This window comes from Dictyoglomus sp. LHC4, from assembly GCF_055181355.1.
In genome coordinates this window covers 1,442,961-1,456,823 of the sequence record NZ_CM143707.1, presented here as the reverse complement: position 1 = coordinate 1,456,823, position 13,863 = coordinate 1,442,961, and the positions used below count along the sequence as shown (strand labels likewise).

Sequence of the window (13,863 nt, the reverse complement as noted above, 5' to 3'; positions counted from 1 at the left end):
CTTTTTTTAAAGTAAAATTATACAGTTATGATGAAAAAATTTCAATTGAAATATCTTGGCTTTTTGTTAAAATAATAGTATAATTTTTGAGCTAAATCCTGCTCCATGCTTAAAACATGGGGCCAAAAAAGTCCAAAGGAGGTTAGAGATGCGTAAGTATGAGATAATGTATTTAATCAGTCCTGAGCTTTCAGAAGAAGAATTGAATCAACTTACAGAGGACCTTAAAAAGGATATAGAAAGTTTAGGTGGAGAGGTCCAAACAGTTGATAACTGGGGTAAGAAAACATTGGCTTATCCAGTTAAGAAGTTTAATGATGGATATTACGTGATTATGACTTTTTTATTCCCACAAAATCAGTTATCTGAATTTGAAAGAAGGTTGAAGTTGAGGGAGAAGATTTTAAGGTATATGATTACTTTATTAGAGAAGGAAGAATAATGAATTATGCTTAATAAAGTATTATTGATTGGACATTTAGTAAAAGATCCAGAGATGAGATACACTCCAAGTGGAGTGCCTGTTACTACTTTTAGAATAGCTGTTAACAGGCCCAAAAATAGTAAGGGTGAGAGAACAGCAGATTTCATAGACATAGTGGCATGGAGAAGGCTTGCAGAAATATGTGGTGATTATTTAAAAAAGGGAAGACTTGTGGCGGTTGAAGGAAGATTAAGGACAAGGATTTATCAAACTCCTGATGGTCAGAAAAGAAAAGTAGTAGAAGTAGAGGCTATAAATGTTCATTTTTTGGGAAAGAAAGAGGAAAATAGTGAACCAAACTCTTTAGAGGAACCTATTGAAGATGTTACAAGTATTGAAATTGAAAGTGAAGAAGAGATTTTAAATGAATTACTGGAGGAAAGCGAGGAGGTAGATGAATGAGTAATGATAAGGTTTCTGCTAAAACTCAAAGATTTGCATATTCTTCTGGAAGAAAAAAGTTTTGTGTATTTTGTAGTGAAAAAATAGATTATATAGATTATAAGAATGTGGAAAGATTACGCAGATTTATGACGGAAAAGGGCAAAATTATTCCAAGAAGAGTAAGTGGCAACTGTGCAAGACATCAAAGACAATTAAGTACTGCTATAAAAAGAGCAAGATATATGGCACTTTTACCTTATGTGGTTAAGTAAAATGATTATTAAAAGGGAGAGTTTATACTCTCCCTCCTTTTTTGATGTATGTTCAATACTCGCAGTATTGCTGAAGGAAGTTTAATAACAGCTATAAGTATTATTTTATTTTGGCTTTCTTATTGGTTCTTTCCTCTAATTTTCTTTTGTTCTTTGCCATTTATCTTTTTATCTTATCGGCATAGTATTAAGATAAACTTTCTTTCTCTTCTTATTTCTTTTATACTTGCAAGTTTAATGATGAATCCATTTAGTACTTTTGCTTTATTTCTACCTTCTGGTTTTTTGGGTATTTTTATTGGATACGGCATAAAAGCAAAATGGAATATATATAAGTTGTTGTTTGTCGGTTTTGTTATACTTCTATTTTTTCAAGTATTAGATATCATGATTTCTATGATATTTTTTAAGATCCCCTTTGAAAAAGCTCTGGGGTTAGATGTTTATAAGGAAAGTTGGCAGAAATCATCAGAACTTTTATCTAAATATTTTAAAGATAAGGAATTTCAAGAAATTATTAATTTACAAGGAAATTTTGTAAAAAATATAAATCTTTTTATCCCAACCCTTCTAATTATATCTGCCTTTACCCAAGTAATTACAAATTATCTCATAGCTGAGAGGGTTTTAAGAAGATTTCAGGTAGATATTCCCAAGTTACCAAATATAGAATCTTTAAGGGTTTCTAAAAAGTTATTATTTATTCTTTTTCTTTTTTATATTATCTCTGGAATAACTTATAGTTTTTTAAAAACTTTATCGTGGATTCAATATTTAGGTATAAATATCTATTTATTGATTCAATCCTTGGTACTTTTGAATGGATATATTATTCTTTGGATATTTCTAAAAAATTATATTATGGTTAAATGGTTTAGATGGTTATTATTGATTTTCATAATTTTAAATCCTATTTTCGGGAGTATAATATTTATTGTAGGGCTTATAGATATTTTTTATTCTTTAAGAGAGAAAATCTTGATGAAAAGGGAGTAGAAATATGAAAAAGATTAAAGTAATGCTTTTAAAAGATGTAAATAATCTTGGAAAAAAAGGAGATGTTATTGATGTAAGTGACGGTTATGCAAGAAATTATTTGTTTCCAAAAGGATTAGCTCAAGAAGTCAATGAGGGATTATTAGAAAATTTAAAATTACAGGAAATTTCTAAAAAGAAAAAGGAAGAAAAACTGATAGAAAAGTTTAGAAAGGAAAAGGAATTATTAGAGAAAAACACATATGTTATAAAAGCTAAGGTAGGAGAAACAGGTAAACTTTTTGGCTCTATAACTAGTAAAGATGTGGCAGATATTATAAACGAAAAATTAAAACTTGGTATAGATAAAAAACAAGTGGAGTTAGATGAACCGATAAAATCTTTAGGGGAATATGAAGTGAACATAAAACTTCATCCTCAAGTTGTTGCTAAAGCAAAAATTATCGTGGAAGCTGAGAAATAGATGAAAAATAGGGAAGATATATTAGGAAAAGTTCCACCTCATAATGAAGAAGCAGAGCAGGCTGTTTTAGGGGCTATGCTCCTTTCCAGAGATGCTATTGCGAAAGTTATTGAAATTCTTCAATCGGATAGTTTTTATTATGAACATCATAGTATTATTTTTCGAGTGATTGTAGAGCTTTTTGAGAAGGGCCTTCCAGTAGATTTAGTATCTGTAACAGAGGAGTTGAGAAGCAGAAATTTGTTAGAAAGAGTTGGGGGAAGTGTATATGTTGCTTCTTTATTGGATGTAGTACCCACAGCAGCAAATGTAGAATATTACGCTAATATTGTTGCTGAGAAGGCTTTACTTAGAAAGCTTATATATGCGGGTACGGAAATAGTATCCTTAGGCTATAGAGAAAATGAGGCACCAGAACTTCTGGTAGATAAAGCTGAACAGTTAATATTTGATATAGCTCAACACCATAGATTTAGAACTTTAGTACCTCTTAGAGATATACTTGCAAAAAGTTTTAAAGAAATAGAGAGATTACACCAGACTGGAAAACCGTATACGGGTATTCCTACTGGATTTTGGGATTTGGATAGAAAAACTGGGGGTTTACAACCTTCTGATCTCATTATTGTGGCTGCAAGGCCTGGTATGGGAAAAACATCCTTTTGTTTAAATATTGCCCAACATGTAGCCTTAGAAGAGCATTTACCCGTTGCTATTTTTAGTTTAGAAATGTCAAGTTTTCAATTGGCTTTAAGACTTTTAGGGTCAGAAGCCCAAATAGATATTCACAGGTTGCGAACTGGTCAGATTAAAGAACATGAGTGGCCAAAATTAGCAAGAGCTTTTGGTAAACTTGCTGAAGCACCTATTTTTGTTGATGATACTCCTGATTTGAATGTTATAGAGATGAGAGCAAGAGCAAGAAGATTAAAAGCAGAAAGAGGACTTTCTCTTATAATTGTGGATTATTTACAGCTTATAAGGTTGCTCGATAGAGATAAGAGCGAGCATCAACAAATATCAGAAATCTCAAGAGGATTAAAATCCTTAGCCCGTGAATTAGAGGTTCCAGTAATAGCTATATCTCAGTTATCAAGGGCTGTGGAAACAAGAGCAGAAAGAAGACCACAACTTTCAGATTTAAGAGGATCCGGAGGCTTAGAGCAAGATGCTGATGTGGTAATTTTTATATATAGAGAAGGATATTATAAAGCTCAAGAATCAGAAGTAGAATCAGATATGCCAGAAGAGGTGGAAATCATAATAGCTAAACAAAGAAATGGACCCACAGGAACTGTGAAATTGCTATTTCTCAAAAATTCTACTTCCTTTAAGTCGCTAAGTCTAAGAGAAGAATTCTAAGTTTGACTATAGACTTTTAAAGGATTATAATTTCTGTAAAAAATTTTAATTAAGTAATATCTAAGGAGGGTTCTAAATGGATGAAAGAGAACAGATATTATCTTTAGTTATATCATTGGAGGACCAGGAAGAGATTGAACGTTATTTGGGACAATTTTTATCGGAATCAAAAGCCAAGGCTGCTCTATTGATAGATAAAAGTGGTACTGTTATTGGTGGTAGAGGTACTGCTTCTCAGTTTGATTTTGTAACTATATCTGCCTTAGCTGCAGGAGCTTTCTCTGCGACTCAAGAACTGGCGAAACTTCTTGGAGAAGAAGAGTTTTCTTTAATATTTCATCAAGGTAAAAGAAACCATCTGCATATATCCCATATTGAAAAACAAGTGTTGCTCTTAGTTATTTTTGATGATTCTACTACATTAGGAATGGTAAGACTTTTTGCACAAAAGGCTTGCGAAAATTTAGCTAAAATAATCAAGAAAATTAAGGAAAAACAGAAAGATATTCCAAAAGCTGAATTCAATTTTAATGATATAGAAGATTTCTTTAAAAAGTAAAATTTTTAGAAAAGGTGAAAATTTATGGCTGTCTTAAATTACGCTGCAAAAGAGATTACTTGTAAGATTGTTTATTGTGGTCCCGGTTTGAGTGGTAAGACTGTAAATTTACAACAAATATACAAAATGGTTTCTCCTGATAGGAGAGGAGAATTAGTTTCTTTAGCTACAGAAACAGAAAGAACTCTATTTTTTGACTTTCTTCCTTTAGATTTAGGAACAGTTCAAGGATTTAAATTAAGATTTCAATTGTATACAACCCCAGGGCAAGCTTTATATGAGGCAAGTAGAAAACTAATTTTAAGAGGAGTAGACGGGTTAGTTTTTGTGGTGGATTCTCAGAGAAGCAGATTAGAAGAGAATGTTAGAATTTTTGAAGCATTAAAAAGGGAGTTAGCAGCTGTTGGTTATGAGTTTAATAGTTTACCATTTGTTTTTCAATATAACAAAAGAGATCTGCCTGATATAGTAAGCGTTGAAGAGTTAAATGAGAAGCTAAATCCTGAAGGTAAATATAAATATTTTGAGGCGGTTGCAATAGAAGGAAAGGGAGTAATGGAGACATTGAAAGCTATATCTCAGGAGGTTTTGTTAAAGTTAACCCGTGGATAAGAAAAATATTAACTTAATAAAAATAGGTGGAAACCTTTTAAATAAGCTCTCCCTTTTTTTAAAAGAGATAAAAATTTTGCATGAAAAAGGAGAGAATTTTATTTTGGTTCACGGTGGAGGAAAAGAAATTAATTTTTGGATGGAGAAGTTTGGACTGGAGCCCAAATTTATAAAAGGAAGAAGAGTTACAGATGAGGAAACGCTAAAAATTGTAGAGATGGTTCTATCTGGAGAAATACAAGGAAGGGTTTTATCCCAAATGAAAAAAGAAAATATAAAGGCTGTTGGGATCAATGGTAAGTCTATTTTTTATTGTAAAAAATTATATATTGATGATATTGATCTTGGTTTTGTAGGAGAGGTTATTAATGTGGAATTGGAACCTATTAATGCTTTGTTAGAGAAGAGATATGTGATTGTAATATCATCTATTGGGATGGATAACGAGGGAAATTCTTACAATATAAATGCTGACACTGCAGCATTATCCTTAGGAGTTTTTCTTAAAGTTAATAGGCTTATTTTTTGTACTGATGTTCCAGGAGTTATGATCAAAGAAGAGGGTAAAGAAATAGTTATAAAATCTCTTAATGTAGATAACGCTTTAGAACTGATAAAAAATGGAAAGGTAACTGGAGGAATGATTCCTAAGATTGAATCTTCTTTATTTGCTATTAAAAATGGGGTAGAAAAGGTACAAATATGGGGAGGAGATGATTTCTCAAAAGCTTGGAATTATGAAGAGGGAACTTTATTCTATGTTTGAGAATAAGGGGGAAGGGTAATGAATGAAACAAGATATGATGAAGAAATAAGCTTAGTAGAGCTTTTTTTTGTTATTTGGCAAAGAAAAAAACTCATAATATCTTTATTTTTAATATCAACTATTGTAGCCCTTCTTTATAGTTTACTTTCTCCTAAGATATATGAATCTAAAACTGTTATACTTCTTCCAAGCCAAAGTACTAGTAGCTCTTCTTTAGCAGCTTTAGCTCAAAGTCTTCCATTTTCTCTTGGTGTAGGTTTTCCTACAACACCTTCAGCTAATATGGTGGCTATTTTAAAAAGTAGAACAGCCGCAGAATATGTTTTTGATAAATTAAACTTAGAAAATTATTTTAAAGAGAAAACTAAAGAAGATGCTTTAGAAAAATTGATGAAAAGTATTAAAATCACAATTAATGATAAAGAAAATACTATAACCATAACTGCAGAAGCCAAGGATCCAAAGCTTGCATCGGACATAGCAAATACTTATGTAGAAGCCTTAGAGAAAATAAATGCATCCCTTAATATATATTCAGCAAAGAGAACAAGAGAATTTTTAGAGAAGCAGATAGAGAGGGTTAAAAGGGAGCTTGAGATGGCTGAAAATCGCTTAAGAGAGTTTCAAGAAAAAAATCTTATTTTTGATGTGAATGAAGAAGCAAAAACTGTTATTGACAATTTGGCAAAACTGGAAGGTGAAAGACAGATAACTTTGGTATCTTTAAATGTAGCAAAGGAAAGTCTTGAAAATCTTAAAAATGAGCTTATAAAACAGCAAAAATTTCAGAAAAAAGATTTACTTGCTATTACTTCTCTTACAGCCACATCAACTATTCTTTCAGATCTAAGGAATAAACTTATTTCTCAAGAATCAGAACTAGCTATGCTTACTATTGATTATGGGGAAAATCACCCCAAGGTAGTTTCAATGAAATATGCAATAGAGCAAACAAAGAAACTTTTGAGAGATGAACTAGAAAGAATATATAAAGCCATAAATAATACTTCTCTTTATGATCTGTTTAGCCTTCAGATTAATATTTTAAGTAATGAAGCAAAAGAAAAGGCGCTGAGTAGAATTTTAGAAGAATATCAAAGAAAACTTTCTAATCTACCAGAATTAGGTTTGCGATTAACGAAATTATTAAGGGATGTAAAGGTACAAGAAACCATTTATACCATGCTTTTGTCCCAATATGAGCAAGCAAAAATAGACGAGACTAAGGAGATGGTTAATATATCAGTTCTTGATCCTGCAAAGCCCCCCATAAAAAAATCAAAACCTTCTACCGTTCTTAATGTACTTATAGCAGGAATAAGTAGTGTGTTTTTAGGTATTTTTCTTGCCTTTTTCTTCAATTTTTGGGAAGGTTTTAAAAGAGAATGGAGTAAATTGGGAGGTAAATAATGAATATTCCAGTTTTTGATTTGAAGAGACAATATAAAAAAATATCTTCTGAATTATTGCCTGTTTTAGAAGAAGTAATGGCAAGGGGGCAATTTATATTAGGTGAGAATGTGGAACTTCTTGAGAAAGAACTTGCAGATTATTGTGGTACAAAATACGCAGTAGGAGTTGCTTCAGGTACTGATGCCCTTTTATTGTCTTTAGAAGCCTTGGGTATCGGAGAAGGAGATGAAGTTATAACAACCCCTTTTACTTTTTTTGCTACTTCAGAGATAATTTCTTTATTAAAAGCAAAACCGGTTTTTGTAGATATAGATCCTAAAACTTTTAATATAGATCCTAATAAGATAGAAGATGCAATAACCCCAAAGACAAAAGCTGTTATTCCCGTACATCTTTTTGGACAGATGGCAGAGATGGATGATATTGAATATCTTGCTGAGAAATATAATCTTTATGTTATAGAGGATGCTTGTCAAGCTATAGGAGCTGAGTATAAAGGTAAGCGAGCAGGAAATATTGGGAATACTGGATGTTTTAGTTTTTTCCCTACAAAAAATTTAGGTGCTTATGGTGATGGTGGTTTAATTACAACTAATGATGAAAAATTGTATGAAAAGATAAAGCTACTTAGAGTACATGGAAGTAGGAAAAAATATTATCATGAATTAATAGGTCATAATAGTAGATTAGATGAGATACAGGCTGCTATTCTTAGGATAAAATTGAAGTATTTAGATCATTGGATTGAGAGAAGAATAGAAATTGCGAAGATCTATTCGGAGGGTCTAAGAGATTTAGATATTATAGTACCTGAAGTAAAGCCATATGTGAAACATGTATTCCATCAATACGTGATAAGAACTAAAAATAGAGATGAATTACAGGAGTATCTTGCTAATAAAGGTATTGGTACTGCTATATATTATCCCTTACCTCTTCATTTACAAGAATGTTATAAAGATTTAGGTTATAGAAGTGGAGATTTTCCTGAGGCTGAAAAAGCAAGTAAAGAAGTTATTGCATTACCGATGTGGCCAGAGCTTACCAATGAAGAAGTAGAGTATATTATTGAATCAATCAGAGAATTTTTCATAAATTGAAGGGGGACTATCGTAATGGGATATATATTAGTAACTGGTGGCGCAGGATATATAGGAAGTCATGTAGTTAAAGATCTTCTTAAAAAGGGATATGAAGTTGTGGTTTTGGATAATTTAGAGAAAGGGCATAAAAAAGCCATATTGTCTAAATATTTTGAGAATATAGATTTAAAAAATAAAGAAAAAGTAAAAGAGGTTTTTAATAAATATAAGATTGATGCAGTTATGCATTTTGCAGCTTTGAGTACTGTAGGAGAGTCTATGCAAAATCCTGGTAAATATTACGAAAATAATATATTAGGTGGATTGAACATTTTAGAATCTATGAAAGATTTTGGAGTTAAATATTTTATTTTTTCTTCAACTGCAGCTGTATACGGTGAACCTAAAATTATTCCAATTCCAGAGGAACACTCTAAAAATCCTACTAACGTTTATGGATCTTCGAAATTGATGTTTGAAGAAATGTTAGATTGGTATGATAAGCTTTTTGGAATTAAGTATATTTCTCTTCGATATTTTAATGCTGCTGGTGCAGATATAGAGGGAGAATTAGGAGAGGATCATAGACCTGAAACACATTTAATACCCATTGTCTTAAAAACAGCCTTAAAGCAAAGAGAATATGTAGAAATATATGGTACAGATTATCCAACTCCTGATGGTACATGCATTAGGGATTATATACATGTATCCGATCTTTCAAAGGCACACATTTTAGCTTTAGAAGCTTTATTAAATGGAAGGAATTCTGAGGTTTTTAATCTTGGTAATTCAAAAGGATATTCTGTTAAAGAAGTTATAAGGACTGCTGAAAAGGTTGTTGGTGAAAAAATTCCAATAAAAGAGGCACCAAGAAGACCTGGGGATCCGGTAGTGCTTGTAGCAAGCTCTGATAAGGTTAAAAAAGAATTGCAATGGCAACCTGATTTTCCAGATTTAGAAACCATGATTTTATCTGCATGGAATTGGATGAAAAATCACCCCTTTGGATATTCAGAGTAAAATTTGATATAATTTACATAGAAAATGGCAAAGGAAAAAAAGATTGTAGCAGTAAACAGAAAAGCAAAGCATGATTACTTTATCTTAGAGACTTTTGAGGCTGGTATTTCCTTGACAGGTACTGAAGTAAAGTCTCTAAGAAGTGGTAAAGTAAGTATGCAAGATAGTTATGCTGATGTTAAAAACGGTGAGGTTTGGATTTATAATCTTCACATAAGCCCTTATGAGCATGGTAATATATATAATCATGATCCTAAGCGACCAAGAAAGTTATTACTGAATAAGGATGAGATTGCTTATCTTGTAGGTAAAGTTAAAGAAAAGGGCTTGACATTAATTCCTTTATCTATATACTTTAATGAACGTGGTTGGGCAAAAGTAGAGTTAGGATTAGCAAAAGGTAAAAAGTTGTACGATAAAAGAAAAGATTTGGCAGAAAAAGCTGAAAGAAGAGAATTAGAAAGATTATATAAGATGAAGTATTAGTGGGGGCGATTGGTTTCGACAGGGAGTACAAGGATCAAAAGCTGCAAGCCGAGGTGCCGTTACCTCGTAAAACAACGGCGAAAAAGAAGTGCCAACACAAATTTAGCCTTAGCTGCTTAATTTAGCAGCTACGCTCTTCTAATCCGGGCTGGCAGGATTAGAAGAGTGTCATAGTAAGCCAGCTGCCCCTCCTGATTCCCCTAAGGGAGGGTAAGATAAGAGGGGATAGGCACTTACAGAATCCTGTGGGAGGGAGTCTGTAAGGGCCGAATATCTTAAAACTCCCGCTAAGCTTGTAGAGGCTTTTGGTTCTTGCTCTCTGGACGCGGGTTCGACTCCCGCCGCCTCCACCAAAATTATTAAAGTAACCATAATGAATTGAGGAGTTAACAAAGTTGAAGAAAGTAAGCATATATGTTTTATTTTTTTTGTTTTTTAGTATTCATCTTTCAGTAATAATTTTAGGAGAAGAACTCTCTTCTCTTGAAATAAATTTTTTAGGCGAGAAAACTAAAATTCTTACTGTTTTGAAAATAAAAGATTCAGAAATATATATGCCTTTACCCTTGTTTGCATCAACCTTTAAATATGATTTTTCCCAAGAAAATAATAAGGTAATTCTTTATCGAGAAAAAAAAAGAGGTTTTTTCTGTAAACATTGGAGATAAAAAATGCATAATAAATAAGAAAGAAACTACCCTTTTATATCCTATTATAAGAGAAGATGTTATATATTTTCCTTTGTCCTCTTTTTTTAGATTATTGGGGTATAGAGTCTATCTAAAAGAGAATACTATTTTTATTGTTCATGAAGTTTTAGAAATAAAATATTCTAAAAATTTACTATCTATAGTTTTCAAAGCAGAATCCCCTGTTGAAGTAAAAACTTTAGTATTGCAAAATCCTTCTCGCCTTGTGATTGACCTTTTAAATACAGTTTATATAAACAACAAAGGAGAAATTATACCTAAAGATGCTAATATTAAAAATATTCGTTTTTCCCAATTTAATGTAGCACCTTATATTGTTAGAGTTGTGGTAGAATTTAAAGATAAAATCCCTAATTATGATATTAAACTAAATGATGGTAATATTTATGTCAGATTTTCGGGAAATGATATAACAGAAGAGAAAAGCCAAAAACAAAATACTAATATTCAATCTGTATTAACAGATTTAAAATGGAAAGAGGAAAAGGATAGTGTAGATTTTTTTCTTACTTTTCTTGGAAATTATAACTTTCAGGAAAAAAAGATTTTATATGATCCTCCAAGAGTTTACTATGATTTCATAGATTCAACTTTTTCTTTGACTTCTCAAGAGTTAACCATAAATGTATATCCCGTTAAGATTTTAAGAATTGGTTTAAGAAATGAAGGTAAAAGGATTATGAGATTAGTTTTTGAGACATATACAGATTCAATTCAAACTGCAGAAGAAATAGGAGAAAATGCACTAAAAATATCTTTTAAGAAGGAAGTGCTAAGTTCAGAGGAAAATAAATTAGAAAATAATAATTTTACTATTTTTATTGATCCAGGACATGGAGGTAGTGATCCTGGTGCTATATATGGAGATATTAAAGAAAAAGATATTAATCTGAAAGTCTCACTTAAACTTGCTGAAATCCTCAAGCAGAAAGGTTATAATGTTATTCTAACACGTAGTGATGATTCTAATATCTCCTTGGATGATCGTGTGAAAATTGTTAATTCTTCTATAAACTTGAATAATAATCTTATCACATCTTCTTTATTTATTAGTATTCATTCAAATGCAGCTTTTTCCAATGATATTAGAGGTATTGAGATTTGTTATGCTACTGATTTATCGGAGAGATTAGTTAATATGCTTTTCAATATTTTCAACAAAAGTGAATTTCTTGTTAGAAGGAGTATAAAAGGTAGGTTCTATGTACTTTCCAGAGTTCCTATACCATCTGTAATTATAGAAATGGGTTTTCTAACCAACGAGGAGGATAGAAAATTATTGTTAAAAGATGAATATCAGGATAAACTTATAGGAAAGATTATTGAAGCTATAGAATTATATAGAAAGGGAGAAGTAAAAAATGAGTAAGAAGATTGGTATCTTAGATTCTGGTGTCGGTGGTCTCTCTGTTCTTAAAGAAGTTGTTAAAAGAAAGATTTACGATGAAGTTTATTTTTTAGGAGATACAAAATATTTCCCCTATGGTATTAAGAAGGTAGAATTTATTCAAGAAAGAGTATCAGAAATTGTAGAGTTTTTTACAAGATTGGATATTGGAGAAATTATAATTGCATGTAATACTGCATCAGCTGTTGCCTATGATTATTTACTTGATAGGTTTAAAGATTATCATATAAAGATATATAGTATTATATTAAGTGCTATTGATGGAATAAAAAATACAAGTTGGAAAAGAATAGGGGTTCTTGCAACCCGTAGAACAAAAGAAAGTAAAATTTATCCTACTTTAATAAATAAATTTGTATCCCAAGATATAGAAGTATATGTAAAATCTTGTAGTGAAGGCCCTCTTTTAGAAACCATTGAAAACGGGATAATAGATGGTGAAATAGTAACAAACGAGCTTAAAAAATGTATAGATCCTTTAATTGATAAAGATATTGATGGATTAGTTTTAGGATGTACTCATTTACCTTTTATCAAACCTGTTATAGAAAGACTATATTCCCAAATTCCAATTATAGATCCGTCCCAAGAGATATTAAGAATTCTGTCAAAAGAGGATTTATCCAATCCTATTGTAAAAGTATATACCACGGGTGATTCTGTGGGATTTGAAAGAATATTAAATAAATTGCTTAATGTAGAATGGAAAGTAGAGCAAGTTGAAATTGAAAGGAGTGAAATGATTGCTAAGTAAAGAGAGACTTATTAATACTTTTTTTCAAATAGTCAAAATACCTTCCCCTTCCCTTAAGGAAAAAGATTTTTCTCAATTTTTAAAGAGCAGATTAAAAGCATTAGGTTTGGAAGTTTATGAAGACTTTTCAGGTGAAAAAATAGGGGGAAATTCAGGAAATTTAATAGCAATTATGGATGGTGAAGGAGAACCTTTTTTAATATCCGCTCATATGGATACAGTAAGTCCTGGTGAAAATATAAATCCAAAGATTGAAGGTGATTACATAGTCAGTGATAAAAATACTATTTTAGGGGCTGATGATAAAGCTGCAATAGCAGCTATAATAGAGGCTGTAACTGCAATAAAAGAAAATAATATTAAAAATAGGAAAGTAGAATTTCTTTTTACTGTTAGCGAAGAGATCGGACTTTTAGGGGCTAAAAATGTGGATCTTTCACTTTTACATGCAAGAGAGGGATATGTCTTAGATGGAGAAGGTGATGTTGGTACGTTAATACTTAGTGCTCCATATCATGATAGGTTTTATTTAAAGATATTGGGTAAAGCCTCCCATGCAGGTACCTCTCCTGAGAAAGGAATAAATGCTATTCTTCTTGCTTCTGAGTTTTTATTGAAACTTAAATGGGGAAGAATAGAAAAAGATGTAACCTCTAATATTGGTATTATAAAAGGTGGAAGAGCTACAAATATAGTTCCAGATGAAGTTTATCTGGAGGGTGAATTTAGAAGTATAGATGAGAGTAAACTTAGTACGCAATGGCAAAATATGGAAAAAGAACTTTTGGCACTAAAGGATAGAGGTGGAAGTTTTGATTTAAAGAAAGAAAGTCTTTACAAAGGTTTTTCTATCGATCCTAATGAAACATTAGTAAAGTATATAGAAAGCATATTAAATAAAATGGGAAAGACTCCAGTATTTACTTATACTATGGGGGGAAGTGATGCTAATATTCTAAATTCTTATGGTATAAAGACTATAAATGTGGGGATAGGTATGGAGAATGCTCATTCTAAGGAGGAGAAAATTAAATTAGATAATCTTTATAATACATCTCTATTAATATTTAATCTTATTAAGGGGTGATT

Annotated in this window: 17 protein-coding genes and 1 other RNA gene; all 18 read left to right on the top strand. The window is 31.4% G+C overall.

The features are described 5' to 3' along the window. Positions 1-148 precede the first annotated feature (148 nt). The gene (gene rpsF / locus ACY3JO_RS07375) at positions 149-442 is read left to right on the top strand and encodes a 30S ribosomal protein S6 (protein WP_463084361.1); all 294 of its coding nucleotides are present in this window, start codon (positions 149-151) and stop codon (positions 440-442) included. A gap of 6 nt (positions 443-448) precedes the next feature. Next, entirely contained in the window at positions 449-886 is a 438-nt protein-coding gene (locus ACY3JO_RS07370; protein ID WP_463084360.1) for a single-stranded DNA-binding protein, read from the top strand. Continuing rightward, positions 883-1,140, top strand: coding sequence for a 30S ribosomal protein S18 (gene rpsR / locus ACY3JO_RS07365; RefSeq protein WP_463081875.1), 258 nt, complete (start codon positions 883-885; stop codon positions 1,138-1,140). The genes ACY3JO_RS07370 and rpsR overlap by 4 nt, the downstream gene beginning before the upstream one ends. 48 nt (positions 1,141-1,188) lie before the next feature. Continuing rightward, positions 1,189-2,136 carry a DUF2232 domain-containing protein gene (locus ACY3JO_RS07360; RefSeq protein WP_463084359.1) on the top strand — a complete coding sequence of 316 codons (948 nt, stop codon included), beginning with the start codon at positions 1,189-1,191 and terminating at the stop codon, positions 2,134-2,136. Between the two features lie 4 nt (positions 2,137-2,140). Continuing rightward, on the top strand, positions 2,141-2,599 hold the full coding sequence (rplI, locus tag ACY3JO_RS07355) for a 50S ribosomal protein L9 (RefSeq protein WP_463084358.1): 459 nt from the start codon (positions 2,141-2,143) through the stop codon (positions 2,597-2,599). Continuing rightward, positions 2,600-3,961, top strand: a complete 1,362-nt coding sequence (gene dnaB / locus ACY3JO_RS07350; protein ID WP_463084357.1) for a replicative DNA helicase — start codon at positions 2,600-2,602, stop codon at positions 3,959-3,961. A gap of 76 nt (positions 3,962-4,037) precedes the next feature. Continuing rightward, positions 4,038-4,520 (top strand): roadblock/LC7 domain-containing protein, encoded by a 483-nt coding sequence (locus ACY3JO_RS07345; protein WP_148807469.1) that lies wholly within the window; start codon positions 4,038-4,040, stop codon positions 4,518-4,520. Positions 4,521-4,544: 24 nt separating this feature from the next. Next, the gene (locus tag ACY3JO_RS07340) at positions 4,545-5,132 is read left to right on the top strand and encodes a GTP-binding protein (protein WP_463084356.1); all 588 of its coding nucleotides are present in this window, start codon (positions 4,545-4,547) and stop codon (positions 5,130-5,132) included. Then, positions 5,125-5,898, top strand: coding sequence for an acetylglutamate kinase (gene argB, locus ACY3JO_RS07335; protein ID WP_463084355.1), 774 nt, complete (start codon positions 5,125-5,127; stop codon positions 5,896-5,898). The genes ACY3JO_RS07340 and argB overlap by 8 nt, the downstream gene beginning before the upstream one ends. A gap of 18 nt (positions 5,899-5,916) precedes the next feature. Continuing rightward, positions 5,917-7,308 carry a GumC family protein gene (locus ACY3JO_RS07330; RefSeq protein ID WP_463084354.1) on the top strand — a complete coding sequence of 464 codons (1,392 nt, stop codon included), beginning with the start codon at positions 5,917-5,919 and terminating at the stop codon, positions 7,306-7,308. Further along, positions 7,308-8,411, top strand: coding sequence for a DegT/DnrJ/EryC1/StrS family aminotransferase (locus ACY3JO_RS07325; protein ID WP_463084353.1), 1,104 nt, complete (start codon positions 7,308-7,310; stop codon positions 8,409-8,411). Before ACY3JO_RS07330 ends, ACY3JO_RS07325 begins: the two co-directional genes overlap by 1 nt. A gap of 15 nt (positions 8,412-8,426) precedes the next feature. Continuing rightward, positions 8,427-9,416, top strand: a complete 990-nt coding sequence (gene galE / locus ACY3JO_RS07320) for a UDP-glucose 4-epimerase GalE (protein WP_463084352.1) — start codon at positions 8,427-8,429, stop codon at positions 9,414-9,416. 24 nt (positions 9,417-9,440) lie between these two features. Further along, positions 9,441-9,902, top strand: a complete 462-nt coding sequence (gene smpB, locus ACY3JO_RS07315; protein WP_463081884.1) for an SsrA-binding protein SmpB — start codon at positions 9,441-9,443, stop codon at positions 9,900-9,902. 1 nt (position 9,903) lies between these two features. Continuing rightward, positions 9,904-10,255, top strand: a transfer-messenger RNA (tmRNA) gene (gene ssrA, locus ACY3JO_RS07310). 42 nt (positions 10,256-10,297) lie between these two features. After that, a complete protein-coding gene (locus tag ACY3JO_RS07305) occupies positions 10,298-10,570 on the top strand; it encodes a hypothetical protein (protein WP_463084351.1) in 273 nt (90 codons plus the stop codon). A gap of 73 nt (positions 10,571-10,643) precedes the next feature. Beyond that, positions 10,644-11,981, top strand: coding sequence for an N-acetylmuramoyl-L-alanine amidase (locus tag ACY3JO_RS07300; protein ID WP_463084350.1), 1,338 nt, complete (start codon positions 10,644-10,646; stop codon positions 11,979-11,981). Next, on the top strand, positions 11,974-12,774 hold the full coding sequence (gene murI / locus ACY3JO_RS07295; protein ID WP_463084349.1) for a glutamate racemase: 801 nt from the start codon (positions 11,974-11,976) through the stop codon (positions 12,772-12,774). The genes ACY3JO_RS07300 and murI overlap by 8 nt, the downstream gene beginning before the upstream one ends. After that, the gene (locus ACY3JO_RS07290; protein ID WP_463084348.1) at positions 12,764-13,861 is read left to right on the top strand and encodes a M20/M25/M40 family metallo-hydrolase; all 1,098 of its coding nucleotides are present in this window, start codon (positions 12,764-12,766) and stop codon (positions 13,859-13,861) included. The genes murI and ACY3JO_RS07290 overlap by 11 nt, the downstream gene beginning before the upstream one ends. Positions 13,862-13,863: the final 2 nt, after the last annotated feature.

Bases quoted from the DNA above. Each gene is read 5' to 3' on its own strand.
- ACY3JO_RS07345 (WP_148807469.1), top strand. From the start codon at position 4,038: ATGGATGAAAGAGAACAGATATTATCTTTAGTTATATCATTGGAGGAC.
- dnaB (WP_463084357.1), top strand. From the start codon at position 2,600: ATGAAAAATAGGGAAGATATATTAGGAAAAGTTCCACCTCATAATGAA.
- ACY3JO_RS07360 (WP_463084359.1), top strand. From the start codon at position 1,189: ATGTTCAATACTCGCAGTATTGCTGAAGGAAGTTTAATAACAGCTATA.
- rplI (WP_463084358.1), top strand. From the start codon at position 2,141: ATGAAAAAGATTAAAGTAATGCTTTTAAAAGATGTAAATAATCTTGGA.
- rpsR (WP_463081875.1), top strand. From the start codon at position 883: ATGAGTAATGATAAGGTTTCTGCTAAAACTCAAAGATTTGCATATTCT.
- ACY3JO_RS07325 (WP_463084353.1), top strand. From the start codon at position 7,308: ATGAATATTCCAGTTTTTGATTTGAAGAGACAATATAAAAAAATATCT.
- smpB (WP_463081884.1), top strand. From the start codon at position 9,441: ATGGCAAAGGAAAAAAAGATTGTAGCAGTAAACAGAAAAGCAAAGCAT.
- galE (WP_463084352.1), top strand. From the start codon at position 8,427: ATGGGATATATATTAGTAACTGGTGGCGCAGGATATATAGGAAGTCAT.
- ACY3JO_RS07330 (WP_463084354.1), top strand. From the start codon at position 5,917: ATGAATGAAACAAGATATGATGAAGAAATAAGCTTAGTAGAGCTTTTT.
- murI (WP_463084349.1), top strand. From the start codon at position 11,974: ATGAGTAAGAAGATTGGTATCTTAGATTCTGGTGTCGGTGGTCTCTCT.
- ACY3JO_RS07370 (WP_463084360.1), top strand. From the start codon at position 449: ATGCTTAATAAAGTATTATTGATTGGACATTTAGTAAAAGATCCAGAG.
- ACY3JO_RS07340 (WP_463084356.1), top strand. From the start codon at position 4,545: ATGGCTGTCTTAAATTACGCTGCAAAAGAGATTACTTGTAAGATTGTT.
- rpsF (WP_463084361.1), top strand. From the start codon at position 149: ATGCGTAAGTATGAGATAATGTATTTAATCAGTCCTGAGCTTTCAGAA.